The 25,969-nt window shown below is 32.9% G+C and carries 32 protein-coding genes and 1 pseudogene; 1 reads left to right on the forward strand and 32 read right to left on the reverse strand.

What is annotated here, in order from left to right:
* Positions 1-4: 4 nt before the first annotated feature.
* The 9 genes and pseudogenes from NLG42_RS01610 to NLG42_RS01650 all read right to left on the reverse strand — a co-directional run bounded on the left by NLG42_RS01610 (position 5) and on the right by NLG42_RS01650 (position 10,053).
* Positions 5-1,012 (reverse strand): mannose-1-phosphate guanylyltransferase, encoded by a 1,008-nt coding sequence (locus NLG42_RS01610; RefSeq protein WP_257682837.1) that lies wholly within the window; start codon positions 1,010-1,012, stop codon positions 5-7.
* 30 nt (positions 1,013-1,042) lie between these two features.
* Positions 1,043-2,356, reverse strand: a complete 1,314-nt coding sequence (locus NLG42_RS01615) for a nucleotide sugar dehydrogenase (protein WP_257682838.1) — start codon at positions 2,354-2,356, stop codon at positions 1,043-1,045.
* A gap of 272 nt (positions 2,357-2,628) precedes the next feature.
* Positions 2,629-3,093 carry a UpxY family transcription antiterminator gene (locus NLG42_RS01620; protein ID WP_257682839.1) on the reverse strand — a complete coding sequence of 155 codons (465 nt, stop codon included), beginning with the start codon at positions 3,091-3,093 and terminating at the stop codon, positions 2,629-2,631.
* A gap of 85 nt (positions 3,094-3,178) precedes the next feature.
* Entirely contained in the window at positions 3,179-4,570 is a 1,392-nt protein-coding gene (locus tag NLG42_RS01625) for a UDP-glucose 6-dehydrogenase (RefSeq protein ID WP_257682840.1), read from the reverse strand.
* Positions 4,571-4,592: 22 nt separating this feature from the next.
* Positions 4,593-5,576 (reverse strand): SDR family oxidoreductase, encoded by a 984-nt coding sequence (locus NLG42_RS01630; protein WP_257682841.1) that lies wholly within the window; start codon positions 5,574-5,576, stop codon positions 4,593-4,595.
* A gap of 8 nt (positions 5,577-5,584) precedes the next feature.
* A pseudogene (locus NLG42_RS01635) lies at positions 5,585-8,035 on the reverse strand (polysaccharide biosynthesis tyrosine autokinase).
* 15 nt (positions 8,036-8,050) lie between these two features.
* Positions 8,051-8,842 (reverse strand): polysaccharide biosynthesis/export family protein, encoded by a 792-nt coding sequence (locus NLG42_RS01640; RefSeq protein WP_257682842.1) that lies wholly within the window; start codon positions 8,840-8,842, stop codon positions 8,051-8,053.
* A 65-nt stretch (positions 8,843-8,907) separates the two neighbouring features.
* Positions 8,908-9,528, reverse strand: coding sequence for a recombination mediator RecR (gene recR / locus NLG42_RS01645; protein ID WP_129054127.1), 621 nt, complete (start codon positions 9,526-9,528; stop codon positions 8,908-8,910).
* A 159-nt stretch (positions 9,529-9,687) separates the two neighbouring features.
* Entirely contained in the window at positions 9,688-10,053 is a 366-nt protein-coding gene (locus NLG42_RS01650) for a CoA-binding protein (RefSeq protein WP_089055315.1), read from the reverse strand.
* A gap of 153 nt (positions 10,054-10,206) precedes the next feature.
* Here NLG42_RS01650 and NLG42_RS01655 point away from each other — a divergent pair, with 153 nt between their 5' ends.
* Complete coding sequence (locus NLG42_RS01655) at positions 10,207-10,836, forward strand: MarC family NAAT transporter (RefSeq protein ID WP_089055316.1); 630 nt, start codon at positions 10,207-10,209, stop codon at positions 10,834-10,836.
* Between the two features lie 79 nt (positions 10,837-10,915).
* Here NLG42_RS01655 and ctlX read toward each other — a convergent pair whose 3' ends face one another.
* The 23 genes from ctlX to rplN all read right to left on the reverse strand — a co-directional run bounded on the left by ctlX (position 10,916) and on the right by rplN (position 25,967).
* Positions 10,916-11,851 (reverse strand): citrulline utilization hydrolase CtlX, encoded by a 936-nt coding sequence (gene ctlX, locus NLG42_RS01660; RefSeq protein WP_257682843.1) that lies wholly within the window; start codon positions 11,849-11,851, stop codon positions 10,916-10,918.
* A gap of 69 nt (positions 11,852-11,920) precedes the next feature.
* Entirely contained in the window at positions 11,921-12,835 is a 915-nt protein-coding gene (locus NLG42_RS01665; protein WP_257682844.1) for a dimethylarginine dimethylaminohydrolase family protein, read from the reverse strand.
* 63 nt (positions 12,836-12,898) lie between these two features.
* Positions 12,899-14,176: a citrate synthase gene (locus NLG42_RS01670; RefSeq protein WP_089055319.1), complete on the reverse strand. Its 1,278-nt coding sequence runs from the start codon at positions 14,174-14,176 to the stop codon at positions 12,899-12,901.
* 156 nt (positions 14,177-14,332) lie between these two features.
* Positions 14,333-15,625 (reverse strand): phosphopyruvate hydratase, encoded by a 1,293-nt coding sequence (gene eno / locus NLG42_RS01675; RefSeq protein ID WP_089058807.1) that lies wholly within the window; start codon positions 15,623-15,625, stop codon positions 14,333-14,335.
* Positions 15,626-15,727: 102 nt separating this feature from the next.
* The gene (gene carA, locus NLG42_RS01680) at positions 15,728-16,846 is read right to left on the reverse strand and encodes a glutamine-hydrolyzing carbamoyl-phosphate synthase small subunit (protein ID WP_257682845.1); all 1,119 of its coding nucleotides are present in this window, start codon (positions 16,844-16,846) and stop codon (positions 15,728-15,730) included.
* Between the two features lie 243 nt (positions 16,847-17,089).
* A complete protein-coding gene (gene rplQ / locus NLG42_RS01685) occupies positions 17,090-17,581 on the reverse strand; it encodes a 50S ribosomal protein L17 (protein ID WP_257682846.1) in 492 nt (163 codons plus the stop codon).
* 62 nt (positions 17,582-17,643) lie between these two features.
* The gene (locus NLG42_RS01690) at positions 17,644-18,636 is read right to left on the reverse strand and encodes a DNA-directed RNA polymerase subunit alpha (protein ID WP_008464329.1); all 993 of its coding nucleotides are present in this window, start codon (positions 18,634-18,636) and stop codon (positions 17,644-17,646) included.
* Positions 18,637-18,657: 21 nt separating this feature from the next.
* Positions 18,658-19,263: a 30S ribosomal protein S4 gene (rpsD, locus tag NLG42_RS01695; RefSeq protein WP_029272055.1), complete on the reverse strand. Its 606-nt coding sequence runs from the start codon at positions 19,261-19,263 to the stop codon at positions 18,658-18,660.
* Positions 19,264-19,352: 89 nt separating this feature from the next.
* Positions 19,353-19,736 carry a 30S ribosomal protein S11 gene (rpsK, locus tag NLG42_RS01700; protein WP_053470832.1) on the reverse strand — a complete coding sequence of 128 codons (384 nt, stop codon included), beginning with the start codon at positions 19,734-19,736 and terminating at the stop codon, positions 19,353-19,355.
* A gap of 8 nt (positions 19,737-19,744) precedes the next feature.
* Complete coding sequence (rpsM, locus tag NLG42_RS01705; protein WP_012022478.1) at positions 19,745-20,119, reverse strand: 30S ribosomal protein S13; 375 nt, start codon at positions 20,117-20,119, stop codon at positions 19,745-19,747.
* A gap of 2 nt (positions 20,120-20,121) precedes the next feature.
* Complete coding sequence (gene ykgO / locus NLG42_RS01710; RefSeq protein ID WP_002987490.1) at positions 20,122-20,238, reverse strand: type B 50S ribosomal protein L36; 117 nt, start codon at positions 20,236-20,238, stop codon at positions 20,122-20,124.
* A 12-nt stretch (positions 20,239-20,250) separates the two neighbouring features.
* Positions 20,251-20,466, reverse strand: a complete 216-nt coding sequence (gene infA, locus NLG42_RS01715; RefSeq protein WP_007136545.1) for a translation initiation factor IF-1 — start codon at positions 20,464-20,466, stop codon at positions 20,251-20,253.
* Between the two features lie 7 nt (positions 20,467-20,473).
* Positions 20,474-21,820, reverse strand: a complete 1,347-nt coding sequence (secY, locus tag NLG42_RS01720; protein ID WP_089055323.1) for a preprotein translocase subunit SecY — start codon at positions 21,818-21,820, stop codon at positions 20,474-20,476.
* A gap of 13 nt (positions 21,821-21,833) precedes the next feature.
* Positions 21,834-22,286, reverse strand: a complete 453-nt coding sequence (gene rplO, locus NLG42_RS01725; protein WP_026982954.1) for a 50S ribosomal protein L15 — start codon at positions 22,284-22,286, stop codon at positions 21,834-21,836.
* Positions 22,287-22,297: 11 nt separating this feature from the next.
* Positions 22,298-22,480 carry a 50S ribosomal protein L30 gene (gene rpmD / locus NLG42_RS01730; RefSeq protein ID WP_056068811.1) on the reverse strand — a complete coding sequence of 61 codons (183 nt, stop codon included), beginning with the start codon at positions 22,478-22,480 and terminating at the stop codon, positions 22,298-22,300.
* Positions 22,481-22,491: 11 nt separating this feature from the next.
* Complete coding sequence (rpsE, locus tag NLG42_RS01735) at positions 22,492-23,016, reverse strand: 30S ribosomal protein S5 (RefSeq protein ID WP_085950926.1); 525 nt, start codon at positions 23,014-23,016, stop codon at positions 22,492-22,494.
* 3 nt (positions 23,017-23,019) lie between these two features.
* Complete coding sequence (gene rplR, locus NLG42_RS01740; RefSeq protein WP_089058805.1) at positions 23,020-23,370, reverse strand: 50S ribosomal protein L18; 351 nt, start codon at positions 23,368-23,370, stop codon at positions 23,020-23,022.
* 11 nt (positions 23,371-23,381) lie between these two features.
* Entirely contained in the window at positions 23,382-23,924 is a 543-nt protein-coding gene (gene rplF, locus NLG42_RS01745) for a 50S ribosomal protein L6 (RefSeq protein ID WP_089058804.1), read from the reverse strand.
* 18 nt (positions 23,925-23,942) lie between these two features.
* A complete protein-coding gene (gene rpsH / locus NLG42_RS01750) occupies positions 23,943-24,341 on the reverse strand; it encodes a 30S ribosomal protein S8 (RefSeq protein ID WP_029272051.1) in 399 nt (132 codons plus the stop codon).
* Positions 24,342-24,445: 104 nt separating this feature from the next.
* Complete coding sequence (gene rpsN / locus NLG42_RS01755) at positions 24,446-24,715, reverse strand: 30S ribosomal protein S14 (RefSeq protein WP_031456037.1); 270 nt, start codon at positions 24,713-24,715, stop codon at positions 24,446-24,448.
* Positions 24,716-24,718: 3 nt separating this feature from the next.
* Complete coding sequence (gene rplE / locus NLG42_RS01760; protein WP_017495015.1) at positions 24,719-25,270, reverse strand: 50S ribosomal protein L5; 552 nt, start codon at positions 25,268-25,270, stop codon at positions 24,719-24,721.
* A gap of 2 nt (positions 25,271-25,272) precedes the next feature.
* Entirely contained in the window at positions 25,273-25,587 is a 315-nt protein-coding gene (rplX, locus tag NLG42_RS01765) for a 50S ribosomal protein L24 (RefSeq protein ID WP_007803650.1), read from the reverse strand.
* An 11-nt stretch (positions 25,588-25,598) separates the two neighbouring features.
* Positions 25,599-25,967 (reverse strand): 50S ribosomal protein L14, encoded by a 369-nt coding sequence (gene rplN, locus NLG42_RS01770; protein ID WP_007803649.1) that lies wholly within the window; start codon positions 25,965-25,967, stop codon positions 25,599-25,601.
* Between the last annotated feature and the right edge of the window lie 2 nt (positions 25,968-25,969).

Genomic DNA, 25,969 nt, shown 5'->3' on the forward strand with positions numbered 1-25,969 from the left:
TATTTTAATTTAATAAATCTGAATTTTGTTTTTCCAATTCATTATACACATCCTTAACGTCTTGTGAATTTTCTTTATGAAGAATTAGATTAGCTGTAGGAGTATGTACAAAAATAGTGTTTTTCAATCCCAAGAAAGTGGTATGACTATCACATCCGATCACCATGTTACCATTAGTATCAATTGGATGTCCTTTTGAAATTAAGTACTCATATATCGATTCAAAAGAACCTAAATCAGACCATGAAAAGGAAGCTGGAACCACTTTAATTTTTTTACTTCGCTCCATTACCGCATAATCAATACTAATAGATGGTATTTGCATGGAGAGGTCAAAATCTAAAAATCCCTCTTTCGATGCTTCCCAAACTTCTTTAGCTTTTTCGTATACATCTGGCTGAAACTTCTGCAATTCTTCTAATAAAACATTTGCTTTAAAACAAAACATTCCACTATTCCATAAGAAATTACCTTTTGCAATAAATTCCTTAGCTGTAGTTTCGTTTGGTTTTTCACGAAAAGAAATAACATTATCGCCTTTTGCTTCAATGTAACCATAGCCTGTTTCTGGCTTAGTTGGTATAACACCGAAAGTAACTATAAAACCTTCATTAGCCTTCGCTACTGCTTCAGAAATAGCTTGATTATAATTTTCCATTTGATCAATAATATGATCTGATGGAGTTATAATTAAAATGTCTTCTGGATTTGATGCAAATGCTGCAAAAGCAATTGCCGCTGCTGTATTTCGTGGAGTTGCTTCAACAATATTTACATAAGAAGTATTGGTTTTATCCATTACTTTTCCGCTCAATTGATGATTATCAATATTCCCAACAACCATTACTTTATTAGCTAAATGGCTATTGCGCTCAACAGTCATTTCAAACAAAGATTTCCCTTCAAATATTTCAAGGTATTGTTTTGGACGACTTTTACGAGAAAGCGGCCATAAACGACTTCCAACTCCTCCTGTAAGGATTACATGTGTAATGGATTTATCTGAACTCATATATTTTAAATAAGAAAAAGAATTCTAGAATTAAAGCCTATTGTCAGCTAAAGATCCTAAAACTCCTTTTACATCATAAATTAAACTTTTCTCTTTTTGCAAATTTGAAAACTCTATTTGAAGAAACTCAGAATGAGCTACCCCTAATACCAATGCATCAAATTTTTGCTCAGGAATATAATTAATAGTCTTTAAGCTATATTCTCTATTAACTTCCTCTGGACTAGCTAAAGGATCAAAAATAGTAACCACTATTCCGTATTCTTTTAATGCTTTTATTACGTCAACAATCTTTGTATTCCGAACATCGGGACAATTTTCTTTAAACGTAATTCCAAGCATTAATAACTCTGCTCCGTTGACTGAAATGCCTTTTTTTATCATCAGCTTCACTATTTGTGAAGCCACATATTCTCCCATGCTATCATTTAAACGTCGTCCAGCCAAAATTATTTCAGGATGATATCCAAATTCTTGTGCTCTTTGTGCTAAGTAATAAGGATCTACACCAATACAGTGCCCTCCAACAAGTCCTGGTTTAAATGGTAAAAAATTCCATTTTGTTGCTGCTGCAGCCAATACTTCTTGCGTATCAATATTCATTAAATTGAATATTTTGGCTAATTCATTAACAAATGCAATATTTATATCTCTTTGAGAATTTTCGATAACTTTAGCTGCTTCTGCAACTTTAATGGTTGGGGCTAAGTGAGTACCTGCCGTGATTACAGATTTGTAAAGAGAATCAACTTTCAAGCCTATTTCAGGGGTTGAGCCAGAAGTTACTTTTAAAATTTTTTCAACAGTATGCTCTTTATCGCCTGGATTGATTCTTTCTGGTGAATATCCTGCGAAAAAATCATCATTAAATTTTAATCCAGAGATTTTTTCTAAAACCGGAACACATTGTTCTTCAGTTACACCAGGATAAACCGTTGATTCGTAGATTACAACATCTCCTTTTTTTAACACTTTACCAACCGACTCACTTGACTTATATAAGGGTGTTAAATCTGGACGATTATTTTTATCGACTGGAGTAGGAACAGTTACGATGAAGTAATTACAATCTGAAATATCCTCTAGTGAATCTGTGCAGAATAGACCAATTTCATCAGCAGGTTTATCTAACAGTACTTTTTTTAAAGTATCAACATCAACTTCTAAAGTTGAATCTATTCCAGAGTTTAAACTTTTGACCCTTGATTTGTTTATATCAAACCCAACAACCGAGTATTTTGTAGCAAATAGTCTCGCCAGTGGCAAGCCAACATAACCTAAACCAATAACAGCTATTTTTATGTTTTCTTCCAATTCTACTCCTTTTTTATAAGTTTCATTCATCACAAATCACGGCTTCGCCACTCTGAACCACATAATTTTGGCACAGATACTCTAATTTCATTTTCGGCAAATATAAGATAATAAGTCAATTTATTCAATACGGTTTCCCGTAATACTAATAAATCTGACAAATAAAAAGTTACTTGTTTTTTCAATCAACTACTAATCAGCCTATAAGGAATTATATTTCAAAAAAAGCAGAAGATAAAACTTCATTTTTGAAGTTTCAACTCCTGCTTTTCATTATTCAATTACTTAACTTACGACCTATTCTACTTGTACTTAATCTTCAATACACAACCTAAAGATTCAAGAACCAAAATATAATGCGTATTCGATACTTCTTGAACTATTGCACTTTGATTACTAAAAGCCCCTGATTCTAACTTTATACGATCTCCAACTTGAATTGAACTCACAGAAACTTCAGCAATATTAGAAGCCTTAAGACTATCTTTAATACTTTTTATTTCTTCGTCACGAACGATTGCTGGCTTTCCCAGCCAAAACAAATACCTAACTACTCCCGCAATCTGAAAAACAGAATTTCGATCAGAATCTTTTAACTGCACAAAAACATACGAATTAAAAAGCGGCACTTCAACTTTTTTCTTTCTGTCTGACCATTGTTTTACTTGAGTAATTATAGGGCAATAGCACTCAACTCCAATTTGAGTGAGCTTTTCTGCTACCTTTTTTTCCCACTTAGGTTTTGTATATACTACGTACCAATTCATAATTTTTCTTTAAACTGAAACAAAATATTCAAAACCAACATTTATATTCATTATCTTCTATTCTTACCGCGGTTCCAATACTCAATTAAGAACCAATTCCTCTATAAATAAATCCAATTGCTTCTAATTCTTTTGCGTTTAATATATTTCTTCCATCAAAAACAAAAGCCGGTTTATGCATAGAGCCATAAATTCTCTTCCAATCGTAAGCTGTAAATTCATCCCATTCGGTTAAAACCGCAATGGCATGTGCTCCATTACAAGCGTCGTAAGCATCGTCAAATACAGTTAAAGCAGTATTATTTTCTTCTGCAGTTCTTGTTTCTAGATAATTTAAATCACTCAACATTTTACTTTGTGAGACTTTAGGATCAAAAACCGAAATTTTGGCTTGCTCATTAATTAAGTCATCTGCCACATAAATAGCCGCAGATTCACGAGTATCATTGGTATCTTTCTTGAATGCCCAGCCTAAAAATGCAATTTTCTTGTCTGCAACTGTATTGTATAGTGTTTGAACTATTTTATTTGAAAATCTTCTTTTTTGATGATCATTCATAATAATCACCTGCTCCCAATAATCTGCCACCTCATTTAAGCCATATGACTTTGCGATATACACTAAGTTCAAAATATCTTTTTGAAAACAAGAACCTCCAAAACCAACTGATGCTTTAAGAAATTTTGATCCAATTCGGCTGTCCATACCAATTGCTCTTGCAACTTCATTAACATCTGCGCCTGTTTTTTCACATAGCTCTGACATTGCATTTATTGATGAAATACGTTGTGCCAAAAATGCGTTTGCTGTTAATTTAGATAATTCTGACGACCATACATTTGTCGTTAAAATTCTATCTTTACTTACCCAATTTGCATAAACATCAACAAGAGCATTAATAGCTGCTTGACCTTCTGCAGTCGTATCTCCTCCGATTAAAATTCGATCTGGATTCAATAAATCTGTAACAGCTGTTCCCTCCGCTAAAAACTCAGGATTTGACAATATTTGAAACTGAACTCCATTTCCTGTATTATCTAAAATACTTTTTATTGCTTCAGCTGTTCGAACTGGTAAAGTCGACTTTTCTACAACTATTTTATTTTGTTTAGCCACTTTTGCAATTTGTCTGGCGCATAATTCAATATATTTTAAATCTGCCGCCATTCCTTTACCTTTACCATAGGTTTTAGTTGGTGTATTTACAGATATAAAAATAACCTGAGCTTCATCAATTGCTTTTTCAACTTCTGTTGAGAAGAAAAGATTTCTTCCTCTGGCTTCAGCAACAATTGCCGAAAGTCCAGGTTCATAAATTGGAATGTTATCTGTATTTGGATCATTCCAATCTTTAATTCTTTGTTCGTTCAAATCAACAACTGTAACTTGAATATGTGGACATTTTTGTGCAATTACAGCCATTGTAGGCCCTCCTACATATCCGGCACCAATGCAGCAAATTTTTGTAACTTCCATTTACTATTTTATTTTCTATATTTTATTTTAAATTATTCCAATACCAGCTTACTGCTTCTTTTAATCCTTGTTGCAAAGAGAATTTCGGATTATATCCTAATATGTTTTTTGCTTTTTCTATACTGGCTAATGAATGAGGTATATCACCCGCTCTATTTACTCCATATATAATTTCAACATCAGCAATCTTGGCATCAAATTCAGACAAATATTCTTTTAAATACTTAACTAAATCATTCAGCGTATTACGATCTCCAAAAGCAGTATTATAAACCGTATTTAAAGCCTTTTCATCCTGAATCGTCATCGCCAATTCATTCATCTGAATTACATTATCAATATAAGTAAAATCTCGTGAATAATTACCATCACCATTAATTACTGGACTTTCATAATTCATTAACTGGGTCACAAATTTAGGTATAACAGCCGCATAAGCACCATTTGGATCTTGTTTTCTTCCAAAAACATTAAAATAACGCAATCCTATAGTTTCTAAACCATATGTTTTACTAAAAATTTCCGCATATAACTCGTTTACATATTTAGTGATTGCATACGGAGATAATGGTTTCCCAATAACATCTTCAACTTTTGGAAGACCTTCAGAGTCTCCATATGTAGAAGAGCTTGCCGCATAAATAAAACGTTTTACTTTTGCATCTCGAGAAGCAACTAACATATTTAAGAAGCCAGAAACATTTACATCATTTGTTGTAATTGGATCATTTATTGACCTTGGCACAGATCCCAGTGCTGCTTGATGCAAAACATAATCAACCCCAACAACTGCCAAATTACAATCTTCAATATTTCTAATATCTCCTTCGATTAATCTGAAGTTTGGATTCTCTAAAAAATCTTTTAGATTATGACGATGACCTGTTGAAAAATTATCCAAACAAACCACCTTATGTCCCAATCCTAAAAAATACTCAGATAAATTTGAGCCAATAAAACCTGCTCCACCAGTTATTAAAATTGTATTCTCACTTGAAGTTTTCATACGTATAATTATTTTTTCTTAATTTTATTAGAGATTGCACTCAAAATTCCATTCTGCTTATCTTCATCATGATATCCATTGGCATAAGCACCATAGCCGTAACCATATCCATATGTTGAACCATATTTAGCCTTGTTTTCATAGCTGTTCAAAATAATACTGGCGTTACTTATCTCTCCTCTTTCGATTCTATTATTCAGCAACGTAATCATATCTTTTTTAGTATAGTTTTGTCTGACAATATACAAAGTAACATCAGCATATTGAACTAATTCTAACGCATCTGACACCAAACCAACAGGAGGCGTGTCTAGAATAATATAATCATACTTTTTCTTTAACTCCTCAATCAATTCTCTCATTGAATCACTTAAAATCAACTCAGAAGGATTTGGTGGGATAGGTCCTGAAAGAATTACATCTAAATTTGTGATTTGCGTTTTATTCACAATTTCATCTAGTGTATTCTGTTTTATTAAATAGCTTACTACACCCAACTGATTATTCCCTAAATTAAATTCATCAGCCAATTTTGGCTTTCTTAAATCCAAACCAACAATAACTGTTTTCTTTTCGCTTAATGCAAATACTGTAGCAATATTTATCGAACAAAATGTTTTTCCTTCACCGCTTATCGAAGAAGTAACCATGAGTGTTTTCGAACCACTTACTTGTTGTCTTTTATACAAAAACTGTAAAGAAGAACGAATTCCTCTGAAAGCTTCTGATAGAGCAGATTTTGGCTTATCAAAAACTGCAAGTTTTACATCATCTTTATTAACTCCTATAGCCCCAATTACGGGAATAGCAGTCAATTTAATAATATCTTCAATATTTTGGATAGAATTATTCAAAAAGAAAATTCCTAACACAAATAATAAAGGAATCAAAATACCTAAAAACAATGCTAATATATAATTTATAGAAGTTTTTGGACCAATTAATCCTTCGCCAATATCTTTTGCTGGGTCAATAAAATGAATATCTGATAAATTTGATGCTTTTACAATTTCTGCTTCATTTCTTTTTTGAAGAAATTCAGTATAAATATTATCATTTAAATCATATTTTCTTTTAATTTTTAACAGCTCCTGTTGCTCTTCTGGAAGTCTTTTCACAGTACTTTCAGCCTGACTTATTTTACTATTTACTAACGACAAATCATTTAACAATAAAGCATTTGCAGATAATATATTTTCAAGTAAAACACTTTTTACGGCCTGCATTTGGTTATCAAAATCTCTAAAAATCTTATCACTTTTTACCACATACGCCATTTCTGAACGCTGTGTCGAAAGCATAATAAGCTTTGATACATTAGTAACAATATTCGGGTCTTCGATTCCAGCAACTGATGGAGCTGGAAGCTTGGAATAATCTGTACTATTATTCAAATATGTTTTTAAAGAATTATAATAAGAGATTTTTCTGGTGACTTGATCTTTTTCAACATCAAAATCCATTATTTTATTTGAGACTTTTACCCCGCCATCTTCAATATTATATATATTTTTATCTTTTCTAAAAGATTTTAATTCATTACCCGTTTCTTTCAATTGATGCTCCATTGCGACAAGCGTACTATCAATAAAAGCTATTGTATTGTTAGCAAATTGATTTTTACCATCGAGCTGCATTTTAATCAGCATTTTCACTGTCGAGTTTAAATACTCAACCATTCTTGCTTTATTTGTACCCTGCATCCCTAAGGTCAATATAGACCCGCCGCCTTTATCACTATCAATGCTTATTCTTTTATAATTTGATACCGTACTGTCAAAGTCATTAAACTTTACAAAATATTCTTTCCCTTTATAAAAACCTGGATTGTCATTAATTTGTAATTTCCAATTTAAAAAAGGCAAAGCTACCTGTTCTCCAGCTTTATATTTTTTTACAAATGTAACTGGCTCCACAGAGGTAGTTTCATACGAATTACTAGAGTATTTAATTAATGAACCTGAATTATTTTCAAAAGGAATTTCAATTTGATATTCAGTTTCGCTTAAAAATTTAATTCCTATTAAAGTATTAGCAAGCTGCCCCTTCGTTTTATCAATACTTACATAAAAAGGGACAGCTCCGTAAGAATCTATTAAATTGTACTTTCCTTGTTGTAAATAGTCGATATAAAATTGTAACTTATCAACAACCTGCTCATTATGTGATCTTGACAGCAGGACTGTAGAAATTCCATTTACCTGATCTGAAATACCACCCCAATTAAATACTAAACTTGTATTTGAAGTAAAAAAGGGATTTCTTTCTTCTTTAATTGAGATCATTGTCTGCAATCCGTATATTTTTTCTTTTCGAATATTAACCTGATATGCAATTGTGAAAGCAATTATTAAACTAGCTAGAAACCATTACCAATAACTTGCAATTTTTAATAAAAAACCTTTAAAATCAAAACTTGCATGATTCTCGAAAAAGGAAAAATCTTTTATATCTAGCATCTACTGAATTATGTTTTAATTTTTTATAATTAAATATACCGTAGTTGCCAATGACAGCAAGGCAATAATAGTTCCAATAGACTGGATTCCTGTTTGACCAGTTCCCCAAGTTTTTTGTTTAAGCGGCTTGACATATATATAATCGTTTGGCTGTAAATAATAGTAAGGTGACTTCATTACATTTTTATCTGTCAAATCAATATCATTCATCTCAACACCTGTTGCAGTCTGACGAATAACGGTTACTGATTTTCTATTTCCAACGGTTGTAATATCTCCTGAATTAGCAATAGCTTCCATAATATTTACATGATCCTGAAACAACGTTTTTGTTCCCGTGCTGCCCACTTCTCCATTTATAGTATATCTAAAACCAGCCAATTTTGCAGTTACAAAAATATTTGCATCACTTTTAAAATACTCTTCAAGCAGTTGTTTTTCAATTTTAATACGAACTTCTTCTAGAGTATAACCTATTACATTAATTTCTCCCAATACAGGCACTCGAATATTTCCATGATCATCAACCGTAAAACCATCAAAATACAACGATGATTCAGATTTTACAGCATCCACATTATTTTCGGTTGTATTAAAAATCGACACCAGTCTAGGATCAATTGCTTTTATGTTAATTTTTAAAATATCATTTACTTGGAGTCGATAAGGTTTTGATTCTACAACTGCAACTTTACTTTGTTCAATAGATGTGTTTTTATCTTGCAGATAAGTAAGGTCTTTCACCGGGATACAGGATGTAAATAACACGCTCAGTGATAACAATAAATAAAAGAACATTCTTGTCATTATTTTTTTTATCAACAAATATAGCTTTTTCTACAGCTTTATTGATAGAATTAACAAGAATTAACTTAATTATTTTTAAATGTTTTTTCGAACGGAACTCGATGCAAAATACTTCTGCCTAGTGTAATCTCATCGGCGTATTCCAATTCATCTCCAACAGATATTCCTCTTGCAATCGTAGACAAAACGATTTCTGAATCCGCAATTTGTTTATAAATATAAAAATTCGTCGTATCTCCTTCCATAGTTGAACTTAATGCAAAAATAATCTCGATCACTTTCCCCGATCTTACTTTTTCCACTAAACTAGAAATATTTAACTGACTAGGTCCAACTCCTTCGATTGGAGAAATTTTACCGCCTAATACATGATAGATCCCTTTATATTGTCCCGTATTTTCAATTGCCATAACGTCGCGAATATCTTCGACTACACAAATTGTCTGATGGTTTCTCAGCTGATTTGCACAAATTTCACAAACCTTTGTATCTGAAATATTATGACAGCTTTCACAAAATTTAATATCCTCACGCATATTTATCAAAGCTTGAGACAAAAAGCCTGTCTGCTCTTTAGGTTGCTTTAATAAATGAAGTACCAATCGTAATGCCGTTCGCTTACCTATTCCAGGTAATTGCGACATTTCATTGACTGCTTTTTCTATTAATTTTGATGAAAATTCCATGATGACAAAAGTAATGGTTTAGTAATTTTTGGAAAAACTAAATCCGATATTTATGTTTATCTATTAACTGTTCTGATATTCTTTATGCCTCAGACAAACAATACATCTAAGATATTCAGAATTAAAACTTTAAACAACTCTATTAAGCACTATAAGAAACTAGTATTGATTTGTAGCCAATAATACTAACGTACAAGCAACTTCTGCCTTTATATTATTTAATTCTAACAATTGATACAATTCAGGATTTTCGGTTCCGGGATTAAAAACTACTCTTTTTGGTTGCGCTTCAATAATATAATTGTAATAATCGCGCTGACGAGCTGGATTTAAATAAAGTGTAACTGTATCTATATTCTTAACAGGTATCGCTTTAGTATAAATTTTCACCCCCGCAACTTCACCTGTATTTTGACCAATTGCTAAAACGGTATGTCCTTTTTGAACGAGCATATTTATCGCTTTAAAAGCGTAACGTTCTGGTTTTGTAGTTGCTCCCAGAACTAGTGTTTTTTTGTTTTTCATTGATTTTTAAATATGTTACAAAAGTAATTAAAAAGAACGAGGTTCGCTTTATGATATTGATTTAGAATTACTACTATTAAAAACAATATCATAAAGTTAATATGTTTCAAAATACTAAATTTTGATTATTTTTACTTCACTAACCCACACTATATGGATTTATTCATTTATTTATTTGCCGCCCTTTTTTCTGTATTAAACCCAATTGGTACTGTCCCTATTTTTGTTGGACTAACACAGCATGATTCTCAAGAGGAGCGTTCTCGAATTTCGTTATGGACTGCTATAAATGTTTTTATAATTTTAATTGTTTCCTTTTTTATTGGCCAATATGTCTTAAGCTTTTTTGGAATTAGTATTGATGCACTTCGGATTGCTGGAGGTATTGTGATTGTAAACTCGGGATTTTCATTACTTTCTGGAAAAATTAATAAAAAACGAGGAATCAACAAAAAAGTTGAAACCGACGCCCAACAAAGAAATGATGTTGCTCTTACTCCATTAGCAATCCCAATGCTTGCTGGCCCAGGTTCTATCTCTTTATTGATTGCATTTTATCAAGAGCATCATGAAATGACAGAAATTATCATTTCATGTCTAGCTATTCTAGCAATTGCCGTTGCCATTTTTTTAATTTTAAAAAGCGCACATTATCTAGCACGAATCCTTGGAGCATCAGGAATTGTTGCAATCTCAAGAATTGTAGGTTTTATAGTTATCTCGATCGGAATTCAATATATTGTAAGCTCTATAATAAACATTGTAAAAGGAAATTTGATGTAACTTTTGGTTCAAATACATCAAAAAAAGGGATAAAAACAAAAACTGTTTTTATCCCTTTTTTTTAAAACTTTAAAGCAATTTATTTTCTCGGTAGAAAAACTTCAGCCATCATACATCGTGCACTTCCACCACCGCAAGCTTCAATAGTATCTAAACTAGAGCTTAAAATCTCGGCATGCTTCTCTAATTGCTCAATTTGCTTAGGAGTTAAACTCTGATGTGCAGAAGCACTCATTACGATATATTTCTTATCGTTTGTACCTCTAACTTCCAACATATTGCCTGCAAAATTATTCACTTGAGCTTCTGTAATTAAAATGATTTCCTTTTTATCAGCTTTTAGATTTTCAAGAACCATTTTACGCTCTTTTTTATCATCAATTGAATCTGCACAAATTACAGCAAAGGTTTCTCCTAAACACATCATCACATTGGTGTGATAAATCAACTTGCGTTCACCATCAACAGTTTGAAAAGCTTCAAAAATTACTGGAGCATAATCAAAATCTTCACAAAACTCAATAAACAATTCTTCATCAGCTCTAGGCGATAAAGCACAATATGCTTTAGCATTGGCACGATCTAAAAGTAAACTTCCTGTTCCTTCTAAGAAATAACCATCATCTTCTGCAGAAGTATAATCCATTATATTAGAAATCTCAAATCCCTTTTCTTCAAGAGTATCCAAAATATCTTCACGACGCTCCTGGCGACGATTTTCAGCAAACATAGGGTAAAGTGCTACGTCACCATTTTCATGAAATGAAACCCAGTTGTTTGGAAAAATACTATCTGGCGTATCTGTTTCTAAAGTATCCTCTATAACCGTAACATCGACTCCTACATTTCTAAGCTTTTCTACAAAAGTATCAAATTCTTGCTGTGCTTTTGCATTTACTGTACTTGGCAAAAGTCCATCTAATACTTTTTGGTAATAATTATTTACAGCAGTTTGTTCATTCATTCTGAACGCAACCGGCCGAATCATTACAATTGCATTTGTTGTTTGTTTCATTTTTATATTTTTTTTTGCTTCGGGTTTCAAGCTTTAGAGAACGTGAAACTTTAAACTTTAAACAATTACTTAGTCTCTAATTAAGGGAAGTGTTGAACATCTCAAAAGTCCTTCTTGTTTTGCAATTTCAGCATAAGGTATTTCTTCAACAATAAATCCGTTTGATCGAAGCCAATTATTTAATCGAGTGAAATTTTTCTCAGAAACTACTACATTTTCATCTATCGAAAACACATTCGAAAACATATTGTACATTTCGTTTCTTTCAATATGAAATAAATTTTCTTTTCCAAAAAGATTTACTAAATAAGTATAATCAGCCTCTTCACGAAAACCTCTCTTGTAAATAATTCCTTTATCTTTTCCAACAGGTTGAAAACAGCAATCTAAATGTAATGCGTTGTCACGTGCTTCTAATTTTGATTTCACCAAATCAAATTCTTTGACAATTTTATTAGGAAACAATTCTTTAATAAAGTTTACACCGTGCATATTGGTTCTAGCAGTAATGTAGTCTTTATAATCACTTCCTTTATAAGTTCCAATAAAAATATGATCATTCCATAACATAACGTCACCACCTTCAATATGAACTTCTTCGGGCGGGCGAACTACTTTTAATGGATCTATTTGATCAATTATGTATTGAATAGCATCTAATTCACGCTCTCTATCAGGTAAAATATTTGATTTAACAAAAGTATCATCAATCACAAAACCAATGTCTCTCGCAAAAATCTGATTGTAATTTTCAATCATTTCTGGTCGATAAACTTTTACATCGTACTTTTGAAAAACAGCATTAAAAGCTTCCATTTCAGCAACCATATCTTTTTCAACTGGATATGTCCCTGCCTTAATATGTTCCAATGATTTAGGATCATAGGCTTCATCTAAAGTTGGAGTTGGCCCATTATGAACCGCAGAACCCAAAACTACGGCACGCAGTCTTGAAGTTTCGTTCTTTATATTTAATTGCAACATAATTCTATTATATTTTAAACAAAGATAAAAAAAGCTTTACAGTTAAGTAAAGCTTTAGTTTTTTTATTTATTAGACTTGAAGTCTCTTAAAGGGTGTCCAGTATAAATTTGTCTAGGCCTTCCAATTGGTTCTTTGTTTTCACGCATTTCTTTCCATTGTGCGATCCATCCTGGTAATCTTCCAATTGCAAACATTACCGTAAACATATCTGTCGGGATTCCTAATGCTCTGTAAATAATTCCAGAATAGAAATCTACATTTGGATATAAGTTTCTTGATTTGAAGTATTCATCTTCAAGAGCTGCTGCTTCCAGTTTTTTAGCAATTTCAAGAATTGGATCTTCAACACCTAAAGTTTCTAAAACTTCTTTAGCAGCTTTTTTAATGATTCTTGCTCTTGGATCAAAGTTTTTATAAACTCTATGACCGAATCCCATTAAACGGAAAGGATCATTTTTATCTTTTGCTTTAGCTAAGAATTTATCCGTATCACCACCATCTTTATTAATTTCTTCTAACATTTCAAGCACTGCTTGGTTTGCACCACCATGAAGCGGCCCCCATAATGCTGAAACTCCTGCAGAAATTGAAGCAAATAATCCTGCATGAGACGAACCAACCATTCTTACAGTTGAAGTAGAACAGTTTTGCTCATGATCTGCGTGAAGAATAAACAATTTATCTAATGCATCAACTACAACAGGATTTGCTGAATAAGGTCCTGTAGGCAATTTAAACATTAATTGCATAAAGTTCTCTACATAACCTTGTGTATTATCGTAATAATTCAATGGATACCCCATTGATTTTCTGTAAGTCCAAGTAGCAATTACAAGAAATTTACCCATTGTTTTGCAAATCGCCTCGTACATTTCTTTCTCATTCTCAACGTTTACTGCCTTTGGATTAAATGCTGTCAAAGCACTTGTCAATGCAGACAATACTCCCATTGGATGAGCTGTTTTTGGAAAACCATCAATGATATTTTTCATTTCTTCGTTTACCAAAGTATGTTTTTTGATACCATTTTCAAACTGCTCCAACTGTTGAGCAGTTGGTAATTCGCCAAAAATCAAAAGATAAGAAACCTCTAAAAAATTAGCTTTTTCAGCTAAGTCTTCGATTGAATATCCTCTGTAACGCAAAATCCCTAATTCTCCATCCAAGAAAGTGATTTCACTTGTACAAGATCCAGAATTTTTATAACCTGGGTCAATTGTAATAACACCAGTTAAATCACGTAATTTGTTAATATCGATAGCAGATTCATTTTCGCTTCCAGTAATTACAGGAAGTTCAATTTTCTTACCATCTACTTCTAATGTAGCTATTTTTGACATAATATAATCGGAAATAATTCTTTAAAATAATAATTTATCAAATCTAAGGAATTTAACACTAATTAAAAAAAGAATACTGCTATGAATTTGTTAAAACTCCAAAAAAAAACCATCCGCCGTGGCGGATGGTTTGAAATCAATATATAACTCTTACAATTATTTAATCTTGAAAGCGTTTAAGCCAGGGAAATAAGCAGTACTTCCTAATTCTTCCTCAATTCTTAATAATTGGTTGTATTTTGCCATACGATCTGAACGAGAAGCTGAACCTGTTTTAATTTGACCACAGTTTAAAGCAACAGCTAAATCTGCAATTGTATTATCTTCAGTTTCTCCTGAACGGTGAGACATTACTGAAGTATAACCTGCATTTTTAGCCATGTTTACAGCAGCAATCGTTTCTGTCAAAGTTCCAATTTGGTTTACTTTTACAAGGATTGAATTTGCAATTCCTTTTTCAATACCTGTAGACAAACGAGCAACGTTTGTAACAAATAAATCATCACCTACTAATTGTACTTTATCTCCAATTTTTTCAGTTAAATATTTCCATCCATTCCAGTCATCTTCATACATACCATCTTCAATAGAAATAATTGGATATTTAGCAGCAAGTTCAGCTAAATAATCAGCTTGCTCCTCAGAAGTTCTGATTTTTCCAGTTTCTCCTTCAAATTTAGTATAATCGTATTTACCGTTTACATAAAATTCAGAAGCAGCACAGTCAAGAGCGATCATAATTTCGTCTCCGAAAGTATATCCCGCTTTTTCAACAGCAAGTTTGATAGTATCTAATGCATCTTCTGTACCTCCAGCTAAGTTTGGCGCAAAACCACCTTCATCACCAACAGCTGTACTTAAACCTCTATCGTGTAAAACTTTTTTCAAGCTGTGGAAAATTTCAGTTCCCATTTGCATAGCATGTGTAAAAGAAGTTGCTTTTACAGGGAAAATCATAAATTCTTGAAATGCGATAGGCGCATCAGAGTGAGAACCACCATTGATAATGTTCATCATTGGAACTGGTAACGTATTTGCAGAAACACCACCTACGTATCTGTATAATGGCAATCCAAGTTCATTAGCAGCGGCTTTTGCAGCAGCCAAAGAAACACCCAAAATAGCATTAGCTCCTAATTTAGATTTGTTTGGAGTACCATCTAAATCAATCATTAATTGGTCAATTGTGTTTTGCTCGAAAACAGAAGTTCCAACTAATTCTTCAGCAATAACAGTATTTACATTATTCACTGCATTCAAAACTCCTTTTCCAAGATAAGCTTTACCTCCATCACGTAATTCAACAGCTTCGTGCTCTCCAGTTGAAGCTCCAGATGGAACCGCAGCTCTACCTAAAACTCCATTTTCAGTTACTACATCAACTTCAATAGTAGGATTACCTCTAGAATCAAGAATTTGTCTTGCGTGAACTTTAATTATAATACTCATTATTTTTATTTTTTTATTAATAAATTATATTTTTTTTTCGAAATTATAAAAATATTTAATACTTAAAACGGATTTAAAATAATAAACAGCTTTATTTATTAACTACATCGTTTTAGACGAAGCTAATTCTATATTCTCTACAAATTGATCGAACAAATAAGATGAATCATGTGGTCCAGGACTAGCTTCTGGATGATATTGTACTGAGAAACAATTTTTATTTTTCATTCTCATACCCGCAACTGTCCCGTCATTTAAATGTAAATGAGTTATTTCTAAATCAGGATGATTATCTAATTGCTCTTTATTGACAGCAAAACCATGATTTTGAGAAGTAATTTCTCCTTTACCCGTAATAACATTTTTTACAGGATGATTAATTCCACGATGCCCGTTAAACATTTTATAAGTCTCAACGCCATTTGCCAAAGCAATAACTTGATGACCTAAACAAATTCCAAATAAAGGTTTATCGTTTGCAAGAATCTTCTTAGCAACTTCGATCGCTCCAAAAAGTGGGTCTGGATCTCCAGGTCCGTTTGATAAGAAATATCCATCAGGGTTAAATGATGCTAAATCCTCATAAGTAGAATTATATGGAAAAACTTTTATATAACAGTCTCTCTTAGCAAGATTTCTTAAAATGTTCTTTTTGATACCTAAATCTAAAGCCGAAACTTTATACTTAGCACTTTCCTCTCCAAAATAATAAGGTTCAGTTGTTGACACTTTAGAAGCCAACTCTAATCCTTCCATATTTGGAACACCAGCTAATTCTTTCTTCAAGTCTTCTATAGAAGTTCCATCAGTACAAATAACAGCATTCATAGCACCATTATCACGAATATAACTAACAAGAGCTCTAGTATCTACATCAGAAATACATATCAAGTTTTGTTTAGCGAAATAATCTTCTAAACTCTCAGAAGCTCTTTCTCTTGAAAAGTTAAAGCTAAAGTTTTTACAAACTAAACCAGCTATTTTAATGCTTTCAGACTCTATCTCTAAATCATTTACACCATAATTACCAATATGTGCATTAGTAGCCACCATTATCTGACCAAAATAGGAAGGATCTGTAAAGATTTCTTGGTATCCAGTCATTCCAGTATTAAAACATACTTCCCCGAAAGTTTTACCGCTTATACCGATAGATTTTCCATGAAAAATAGTTCCGTCACTAAGTAATAAAATGGCGCTTTGTCGTGTTGTGTATTTCATTCTTTAATTTGTATTGTTTTTAATCGTATTATGAAACCTTTAAAGTTTCACCTGTAATTAGATATTTTGCAAATTTACTTCTTTAAAAGAGTGCTGCCAAGATTTTTTAAAAATTTCATTAATAAAAATAAAACCAAGACATTTAAAAAAGTTAAATTTTAATTTCCTCTAAAAAAATCAAAAAAAAAGGATAAACTAAAAATTAGTTTATCCTTGATTTCTATAGAATCATTACTTTCATAATTATTCAGAAGCTTCAGTAGTCGTTTCTGTTTCAGCAGCAGGAGCTTCTGGAGTAGTCTCCTCAGCTTTTTTAGCTTTACCACCACGACGGCTTTTTGCTTTTTTAACTTCTTTTTTACCACCATTGTAAAGTTCATTGAAATCTACAAGTTCGATCATTGCCATATCAGCATTATCTCCCAAACGATTTCCAACTTTAATGATACGAGTGTATCCACCTGGACGGTCACCAACTTTAGCAGCTACGTCTCTGAACAAGTCAGTTACAGCATATTTGCTACGTAAGTAAGCAAAAACAATACGACGATTGTGAGTCGTATCTTCTTTTGATTTAGTGATTAAAGGCTCAACAAATTGTTTAAGCGCTTTAGCCTTAGCAACAGTAGTGTTAATACGTTTGTGCTCAATAAGAGAACAAGCCATATTAGCCAACATAGCTTTTCTATGTCCAGTCTGTCTGCTTAAGTGGTTGAATTTTTTTCCGTGTCTCATGACGTGTTTTTTTTATCTTCATCTTGCTACAATCCACTATGGAGAGCAAAATATGAAGTAAATTATTCTTTATCTAATTTGTATTTAGCTAAGTCCATTCCGAAAGTTAAATTTTTAACTGCAACAAGTTCATCAAGTTCAGTTAAAGATTTTTTACCAAAATTACGGAATTTCATTAGGTCATTTTTATTGAACGATACTAAATCACCAAGTGTATCAACTTCAGCCGCTTTCAAGCAATTTAATGCTCTCACAGATAAATCCATATCAACAAGCTTAGTTTTAAGCAATTGTCTCATATGCAATGACTCTTCATCATACGATTCTGTTTGTGCAATTTCGTCAGCCTCAAGTGTAATTCTTTCGTCAGAAAACAACATGAAATGGTGAATTAAAACTTTTGCAGCTTCAGTAAGAGCATCTTTAGGATTAATAGATCCATCAGTTTTAATTTCAAAAACCAATTTTTCGTAATCTGTTTTTTGCTCTACACGGAAGTTTTCAATTGCATACTTTACATTTTTTACCGGAGTAAAAATAGAGTCAGTAAAAATTGTTCCAATTGCAGCATTCTGTTTTTTGTTCTCCTCAGCAGGAACGTATCCTCTACCTTTTTCGATCGTTAAATCGAAGTTCAATTTGATTTTAGAATCTAAATTACAGATAACAAGGTCTGGATTCAAAACTTGGAAACCTGAAATAAATTTTTGAAAATCACCTGCTGTCAATTGATCTTTACCAGAAACAGAAATAGTAACTGATTCATTATCGATATCTTCGATCTGACGTTTGAAACGTACTTGTTTTAGATTAAGGATAATTTCGGTAACATCTTCAACAACACCTGAAATAGTAGAAAACTCATGATCTACACCTTCGATACGAACAGATGTAATTGCATAACCTTCTAATGCTGAAAGCAAAACTCTTCTAAGTGCATTACCAACTGTCAATCCATAACCAGGTTCCAAAGGTCTAAATTCGAATTTACCTTCAAAATCGGTTGAATCGATCATGATAACTTTATCGGGCTTTTGAAAATTAAATATTGCCATAAATTTCGACTAAGTCAATTATTATTTGTTGTACAACTCTACGATTAATTGTTCTTTAATGTTTTCTGGAATTTGAAGTCTTGCAGGTACAGAAACAAAAGTTCCTTCTTTAAGATCATTGTTCCAAGTAATCCATTCATAAACATGACTTGAATTTGATAAAGAACGTTCGATAGCTTCTAAAGATTTAGATTTTTCACGAACTGCAACTTTATCACCAGGCTTAAGGTGGTAAGAAGGAATATTTACAACCTCACCATTAACAGTAATGTGTCTGTGAGATACTATTTGACGAGCACCTCTTCTAGATGGAGCAATTCCCATTCTAAAAACAACATTATCTAATCTTGCTTCACATAATTGTAATAAAACCTCACCAGTTACACCTTTAGTTGCTGATGCTTTTTCGAATAAATTTCTGAATTGTTTTTCTAAAATTCCGTAAGAATATTTAGCTTTTTGCTTCTCCATTAACTGAACAGCATACTCAGATTTTTTTCCTCTTTTTTTAGCCATCCCGTGTTGTCCAGGTGGGTAATTTCTTTTTTCGAAAGATTTATCATCTCCGAAGATTGCTTCGCCAAACTTACGAGCGATTCTTGTACTAGGACCAGTATATCTTGCCATTTTAAATTGTTTAAGATTGAGATTATGAATTCAGGTCTTATCCTTCGATAATCTATATTCAATCTAGGTTATACTATAATTTTTGAGTATTAAACTCTACGTCTTTTAGGAGGACGACATCCGTTGTGAGGCATTGGAGTAACATCGATAATCTCAGTAACTTCAATTCCACCGTTATGAATAGAACGAATAGCAGACTCACGTCCGTTTCCTGGTCCTTTTACATAAACTTTTACTTTTTTAAGTCCTGCCTCAAGAGCTACTTTACTACAATCTTCTGCTGCCATTTGAGCTGCGTACGGAGTATTCTTTTTAGAACCTCTGAAACCCATTTTTCCAGCTGAAGACCAAGCAATAACTTCACCTTTCTTATTTGTCAAAGAAATGATAATATTGTTAAAAGTCGAAGAAACATGTGCTTCACCCGTTGATTCAACGATAACTTTACGTTTTTTTGCAGTTGCTTTAGCCATATTACTTATTATTTAGTTGCTTTTTTCTTGTTAGCAACAGTTTTTCTTTTTCCTTTTCTTGTTCTAGAGTTATTCTTAGTTCTTTGACCTCTTAAAGGAAGTCCAGATCTATGACGAATACCTCTATAACAACCAATATCCATCAAACGTTTGATGTTTAAAGAAACTTCAGAACGTAATTCTCCTTCAATTTTGTAAAATGATACAGCGTCACGAATCGCTCCGATTTCGTCATCATTCCAATCTTGAACTTTTTTATCTTGGCTAACTTGAGCTTTCTCTAAAATCTCAATAGCTCTACTTTTTCCTAATCCGAAAATATAGGTAAGTGCAATAACACCTCTTTTGTTTTTTGGGATATCTACCCCTGCTATTCTTGCCATAATTATCCTTGTCTTTGTTTAAATCTAGGATTTTTTTTGTTTATTACGTACAATCTCCCTTTTCTACGCACGATAATGCACTCGGCACTTCTCTTTTTTACTGATGCTCTAACTTTCATAGTGAATATCCTTTAATATCGATAAGTAATTCTTGCTTTTGACAAATCGTAAGGACTCATTTCTAGTTTCACTTTATCACCAGGTAATAACTTGATATAATGCATTCGCATTTTTCCAGAAATATGAGCAATTACAATATGTCCATTTTCTAACTCCACACGGAACATCGCATTTGATAATGCTTCAATGATTGATCCGTCTTGTTCTATTGCTGATTGTTTTGCCATAAATATATTAAGCTACCGCTTTTCTATTTTTACCAGTCTTCATTAAACCATCATAATGCTTGTTTAACAAGTATGAATTGATCTGTTGAATAGTATCTATTGCAACTCCAACCATAATTATTAATGAGGTACCTCCAAAAAACATTGCCCAAGATTGTTGTACATCCATAATACTTACAACAATAGCTGGGAACACAGCAATCAAAGCAAGGAATAAAGATCCTGGGAAAGTTATTAAAGACATCACCTTATCAAGAAATTCAGAAGTTTCAGCTCCTGGACGAACGCCCGGAATAAAACCACCGCTTCTCTTTAAATCATCAGCCATCTTGTTAGTAGGTACGGTAATTGCAGTATAAAAGAATGTAAATACAATAATTAAAGTTGCAAAAACAAAGTTATACCAAAAACCAAACATATTACTAAATGCACCAACAATTGATTGTGATGTATCTGATTTAGACAATCCAGCTACAGCTGCAGGGATAAACATAATTGCCTGAGCAAAAATGATTGGCATAACTCCAGAAGCATTAAGCTTTAAAGGAATCCATTGTCTATTACCTCCTGCTAAATCTTGCTCATAATCACCAGTTGTTGTACGACGAGCGTATTGAACTGGGATTCTACGTACTGCCATTGTAAGCAATACACAAGAAATGATTACCAATAGCCACACAATAATTTCAATAACTAACAACATTGGACCTCCATTGTTATTGGTAACTCTCGTTGTAAACTCTTGTATAAAAGCTTGTGGTAAACGAGCTAGAATACCAACCATAATTAATAATGAAATTCCATTTCCAATACCTTTATCTGTAATTTTCTCACCAAGCCACATAGCAAAAATAGTACCAGTTACTAAGATGATAACAGACGAGAACAAAAATTCAGGAGAATTAAAGCCTAGTAGAAATGCACTACTAGGCAATGTTCTGTATAAATTATAGATATAAGTTGGACCTTGAACCAGTGTAATAGCTATAGTCAACCAACGAGTGATTTGATTAATCTTTTTTCTACCACTTTCTCCATCATTCTGAAGTTTTTGCAAATATGGAATCGCAATTCCCATTAACTGAACAACAATAGATGCAGAAATATAAGGCATAATACCTAAAGCAAAAACTGAAGCTTTAGAGAAAGCACCTCCTGTAAACATGTCTAGGATAGATCCTAAACCATTTTTAGTTTGTCCCGCTAATCCTGTTAATTGAGTTGCGTCAATTCCAGGAAGCGTAACGTGTGCACCAAAACGATATACTAAAAGCAACCCTAATGTAATTAAGATTCTGTTTTTCAGTTCTTCGATTTTCCAAACATTACTTATTGATTCAATAAATTTCTTCATCTTAATAGATAAGTTATATAGTTACAGCTTCTCCACCAGCAGCTTCAATAGCAGCTTTTGCAGTAGCAGTAAATTTGTGGGCAGTTACTTTTAATTTTGCTTTCAATTCTCCTCTACCTAAAATCTTAACGATTTCATTTTTAGTAGCTAGACGATTTGCTACGAAATCTGTCATAGAAACAGAATCAGTAATCACACCATTGTCTACTAACAATTGAAGCGTATCTAAATTAACACCTTCGTATTCTTTACGATTGATGTTTGTGAAACCAAACTTAGGCACACGTCTTTGAAGTGGCATTTGCCCTCCTTCAAAACCAATCTTTTTAGAATAACCAGAACGAGATTTTGCTCCTTTGTGACCTCTTGCAGCAGTGCCACCTTTTCCAGAACCTTCTCCTCTACCTAATCTTTTATTTTGATTGTGTGTAGATCCTTCAGCAGGTTGTAAGTTACTTAAATTCATAACAGTATTTGTTATTTAGCTTCTTCAACAGAAACTAAGTGTTTAACTTTGTTTATCATCCCAAGGATAGCAGGATTTGACTCATGCTCCACAACTTGTCCCATTTTACGTAGACCTAAAGCTTCTAAACCTCTCTTTTGAGAAAGAGGACAGTTGATCTTGCTTCTTACTTGTTTTACTAATAATTTAGCCATAATTTCCTTGATTAACCTTTAAAAACTTTTTCTAAAGAAACTCCTCTTTGTTTTGCAACAGTGTGAGCGCTTCTCATTTGTAATAAAGCATCAAAAGTTGCTTTAACTACGTTATGTGGATTTGATGATCCTTGAGATTTTGATAATACGTCGTGAATACCTACTGATTCAAGAACCGAACGAACAGCTCCACCAGCAATAACTCCTGTACCATGAGAAGCAGGAATTAAGAATACACGTGCACCACCAAATTTTCCTTTTTGTTCGTGAGGAACAGATTGTCCATTCAAAGGAATTTTTACTAAATTTTTCTTAGCATCTTCTACTGCTTTCGCAATTGCTTCAGAAACGTCTTTAGATTTTCCTAATCCATGACCAACTACTCCATTTTCATCACCTACAACTACAATAGCAGAAAAACCGAAAGCTCTACCACCTTTTGTAACTTTAGTAACACGATTAACACTTACCAGACGATCTTTAAGTTCAAGACCACTTGGTTTTACCAATTCTACATTTTTGTATTTAGACATAATATATTAGAATTTAAGTCCAGCCGCTCTTGCGCCTTCTGCTAATGATTTAATACGACCGTGATATAAATATCCACCTCTATCAAAAGTGATGGTATCAATCCCAGCTTTTAACGCTTTCTCTGCAACTAATTTTCCAACAGCAGCAGCGATTTCAACGTTAGTACCTTTTCCTATTTCTTTTTCTCTTGAAGATGCAGCTAATATAGTAACTCCATTTACATCATCAATAAGTTGAGCGTAAATTTCTTTATTACTTCTAAATACAGATAGTCTTGGGTTAGCAGCAGTACCACTAATCGATTTTCTAATTCTGAATCTAATTCTCTGTCTTCTATCAGATTTTGTTAATGACATAATCTTATTTTTTAAGCTGATTTACCTGCTTTTCTTCTTAATACTTCACCCACAAATTTAACACCTTTTCCTTTGTATGGCTCTGGCTTACGGAAACCTCTGATTTTCGCAGCAACTTGACCTAAAAGTTGTTTATCAAATGATGTTAATTTTACGATTGGGTTCTTACCTTTTTCAGATATCGTCTCTAATGCTACTTCCGGAGCAATTTCTAAAACAATATTGTGAGAATATCCAAGAGCTAAATCTAATTTTTGACCTTGGTTTGAAGCTCTATAACCAACTCCAACTAATTCTAGTTCTTTAGTAAAACCTTCATTTACTCCAACAATCATGTTATTGATTAATGATCTGTATAATCCGTGTTTTGCTCTTTGGTCTTTATGATCAGATGATCTTTCAACTGAAACTTGATCACCTTCAACTTTCACAGTTACGTCCGAAAACTCCTGGGTTAGTTGACCTTTTTTTCCTTTTACTGTAATAATACCGTCTTTAACTTCAACAGTTACACCAGCAGGGATTACAATTGGGCTTTTACCTATTCTTGACATCTTATCTAGTGTTTAAAATTAGTATACGTAACAAATTACTTCACCACCTACATTCAACTGCTTAGCTTGTTTTCCAGTCATCAAACCTTTTGATGTAGAAACAATAGCAATTCCTAATCCGTTAAGGATTCTAGGTAATTTGGCAGCACCAGCATACTTACGTAAACCTGGTTTACTAATTCTTTGGATATCTTTAATCACAGGCTCTTTAGTATCTTTATCGTACTTTAAAGCAATCTTGATAGAACCTTGAACAGTGTTCGTCTCAAATTTGTAACTCAAGATGTAACCTTGATCAAATAAGATCTTAGTTATTTCTTTTTTTAGATTAGAAGCTGGAATTTCAACAACTTTGTGGTTTGCAGCCACAGCGTTACGAACTCTAGTCAAATAATCTGCAATAGGATCTGTATACATATGTATTTGATTGCGATTATGGTTTTCGGGAGACACCCGTCTCCCGAACCTTTAATCAATTAAAATTATTTTTTGGTTTGCAAAAGTAATAACTTATTGCGAGATTACCAAGATGCTTTTTTTACTCCAGGAATTAACCCATTATTAGCCATCTCACGGAAAGTTACACGTGAAATACCGAATTGACGGATATAACCTCTTGGTCTACCTGTTAATTTACAACGATTGTGCAAACGAACTGGTGAAGCATTTTTAGGTAATTTTTGTAAGCCTTCATAATCTCCAGCTTCTAATAAAGCTTTTCTTTTTTCAGCGTACTTAGCTACCGTTTTCTCTCTTTTAACCTCACGGGCTTTCATTGATTCTTTAGCCATGTCTTAATTCTTTTTAAAAGGTAATCCTAATTCAGCCAATAATGACTTTGCTTCCTTGTCTGTTTTTGCAGTAGTAACAAATGTAATATCCATTCCTGAGATTTTGTTTACTTTGTCAATATCAATTTCTGGGAAAATGATTTGCTCCAAAACTCCAAGATTGTAGTTACCTCTTCCGTCGAAACCAGTAGCTTTGATACCACTAAAATCTCTAACGCGCGGTAAAGCAGAAGTAATAAGTCTATCTAAAAACTCATACATTCTTTCACCACGTAAAGTAACTTTTGCTCCAATAGGCATCCCTTTTCTCAATTTGAATGACGCAACGTCTTTCTTTGAAATTGTAGATACTGCTTTTTGTCCAGTGATCTTTGTCAACTCATCAACTGCATAGTCAATAAGTTTTTTATCAGATACAGCTGCACCAACTCCACGGCTCAAAACGATTTTTTCAAGTTTAGGAACTTGCATTACGTTTGTATATCCGAACTCTTCTTTAAGAGCAGAGATTACTCTACTCTTATATTCTTCTTTTAGTCTAGGTGTATATGCCATTACTATAGTACTTGATTAGATTTTTTTGAAAATCTTACTTTCTTATCTCCTTCTACTCTAATACCTACTCTAGTTGTTTCCTTAGTTTTAGGATCAATTAGAGAAATGTTAGAAATTTGAATAGAAGCTTCTTTCTTAACGATACCACCTTGAGGGTTTTTAGCACTTGGTTTTGTATGTTTTGAAACCATGTTTACACCTTCAACTATCGCTTTATTTTTCTCACGGTAAACACGTAAAACTTTACCTTCAGCACCTTTATGGTCTCCAGCAATAACTCTTACGATATCTCCTGATTTTATTTTTAGCTTTATCATCTTAAAACGAATTAAAGCACTTCTGGTGCTAATGATACAATTTTCATGAATTGTTTTTCACGAAGTTCTCTTGCTACCGGACCAAAAACACGAGTCCCTCTCATTTCACCTGCAGCGTTCAAAAGAACACATGCATTGTCATCGAAACGGATATAAGAACCATCAGCTCTTCTCACTTCTTTTTTGGTACGCACAACAACTGCAGTTGAAACAGCTCCTTTTTTCACGTTACCGTTTGGAGTTGCATCTTTAATAGATACTACAATCTTGTCACCAACAGAGGCATACCTTCTTTTGGTACCTCCTAAAACACGGATAGTTAAAACTTCTTTTGCTCCCGTGTTATCTGCTACTTTTAGTCTTGATTCCTGTTGTACCATAA

Source organism: Flavobacterium plurextorum, assembly GCF_024638035.1.
In the GTDB taxonomy this organism is placed as follows: Bacteria; Bacteroidota; Bacteroidia; order Flavobacteriales; family Flavobacteriaceae; genus Flavobacterium; species Flavobacterium plurextorum.

Bases quoted from the DNA above. Each gene is read 5' to 3' on its own strand.
- eno (WP_089058807.1), bottom strand. From the start codon at position 15,625: ATGAGTATTATAATTAAAGTTCACGCAAGACAAATTCTTGATTCTAGA.
- rpsK (WP_053470832.1), bottom strand. From the start codon at position 19,736: ATGGCTAAAGCAACTGCAAAAAAACGTAAAGTTATCGTTGAATCAACG.
- NLG42_RS01615 (WP_257682838.1), bottom strand. From the start codon at position 2,356: ATGAATGAAACTTATAAAAAAGGAGTAGAATTGGAAGAAAACATAAAA.
- NLG42_RS01690 (WP_008464329.1), bottom strand. From the start codon at position 18,636: ATGGCAATATTTAATTTTCAAAAGCCCGATAAAGTTATCATGATCGAT.
- NLG42_RS01640 (WP_257682842.1), bottom strand. From the start codon at position 8,842: ATGACAAGAATGTTCTTTTATTTATTGTTATCACTGAGCGTGTTATTT.
- ctlX (WP_257682843.1), bottom strand. From the start codon at position 11,851: ATGAAACAAACAACAAATGCAATTGTAATGATTCGGCCGGTTGCGTTC.
- rplR (WP_089058805.1), bottom strand. From the start codon at position 23,370: ATGTCATTAACAAAATCTGATAGAAGACAGAGAATTAGATTCAGAATT.
- NLG42_RS01655 (WP_089055316.1), top strand. From the start codon at position 10,207: ATGGATTTATTCATTTATTTATTTGCCGCCCTTTTTTCTGTATTAAAC.
- rplF (WP_089058804.1), bottom strand. From the start codon at position 23,924: ATGTCAAGAATAGGTAAAAGCCCAATTGTAATCCCTGCTGGTGTAACT.
- NLG42_RS01610 (WP_257682837.1), bottom strand. From the start codon at position 1,012: ATGAGTTCAGATAAATCCATTACACATGTAATCCTTACAGGAGGAGTT.
- rplO (WP_026982954.1), bottom strand. From the start codon at position 22,286: ATGAATTTAAGTAACTTACAACCTGCTGAAGGATCTACACACAATCAA.
- rpsN (WP_031456037.1), bottom strand. From the start codon at position 24,715: ATGGCTAAAGAATCAATGAAAGCCCGTGAGGTTAAAAGAGAGAAAACG.
- rpsD (WP_029272055.1), bottom strand. From the start codon at position 19,263: ATGGCAAGATATACTGGTCCTAGTACAAGAATCGCTCGTAAGTTTGGC.
- rplX (WP_007803650.1), bottom strand. From the start codon at position 25,587: ATGATAAAGCTAAAAATAAAATCAGGAGATATCGTAAGAGTTATTGCT.
- rpsM (WP_012022478.1), bottom strand. From the start codon at position 20,119: ATGGCAAGAATAGCAGGGGTAGATATCCCAAAAAACAAAAGAGGTGTT.
- NLG42_RS01625 (WP_257682840.1), bottom strand. From the start codon at position 4,570: ATGGAAGTTACAAAAATTTGCTGCATTGGTGCCGGATATGTAGGAGGG.
- recR (WP_129054127.1), bottom strand. From the start codon at position 9,528: ATGGAATTTTCATCAAAATTAATAGAAAAAGCAGTCAATGAAATGTCG.
- secY (WP_089055323.1), bottom strand. From the start codon at position 21,820: ATGAAGAAATTTATTGAATCAATAAGTAATGTTTGGAAAATCGAAGAA.
- rpmD (WP_056068811.1), bottom strand. From the start codon at position 22,480: ATGGCTAAATTATTAGTAAAACAAGTAAGAAGCAAGATCAACTGTCCT.
- rplQ (WP_257682846.1), bottom strand. From the start codon at position 17,581: ATGAGACACGGAAAAAAATTCAACCACTTAAGCAGACAGACTGGACAT.
- rplE (WP_017495015.1), bottom strand. From the start codon at position 25,270: ATGGCATATACACCTAGACTAAAAGAAGAATATAAGAGTAGAGTAATC.
- rplN (WP_007803649.1), bottom strand. From the start codon at position 25,967: ATGGTACAACAGGAATCAAGACTAAAAGTAGCAGATAACACGGGAGCA.
- ykgO (WP_002987490.1), bottom strand. From the start codon at position 20,238: ATGAAAGTTAGAGCATCAGTAAAAAAGAGAAGTGCCGAGTGCATTATC.
- NLG42_RS01665 (WP_257682844.1), bottom strand. From the start codon at position 12,835: ATGTTGCAATTAAATATAAAGAACGAAACTTCAAGACTGCGTGCCGTA.
- infA (WP_007136545.1), bottom strand. From the start codon at position 20,466: ATGGCAAAACAATCAGCAATAGAACAAGACGGATCAATCATTGAAGCA.
- NLG42_RS01670 (WP_089055319.1), bottom strand. From the start codon at position 14,176: ATGTCAAAAATAGCTACATTAGAAGTAGATGGTAAGAAAATTGAACTT.
- carA (WP_257682845.1), bottom strand. From the start codon at position 16,846: ATGAAATACACAACACGACAAAGCGCCATTTTATTACTTAGTGACGGA.
- rpsH (WP_029272051.1), bottom strand. From the start codon at position 24,341: ATGTATACAGATCCTATTGCAGATTATTTGACTAGAGTTCGTAACGCT.
- NLG42_RS01650 (WP_089055315.1), bottom strand. From the start codon at position 10,053: ATGAAAAACAAAAAAACACTAGTTCTGGGAGCAACTACAAAACCAGAA.
- NLG42_RS01630 (WP_257682841.1), bottom strand. From the start codon at position 5,576: ATGAAAACTTCAAGTGAGAATACAATTTTAATAACTGGTGGAGCAGGT.
- NLG42_RS01620 (WP_257682839.1), bottom strand. From the start codon at position 3,093: ATGAATTGGTACGTAGTATATACAAAACCTAAGTGGGAAAAAAAGGTA.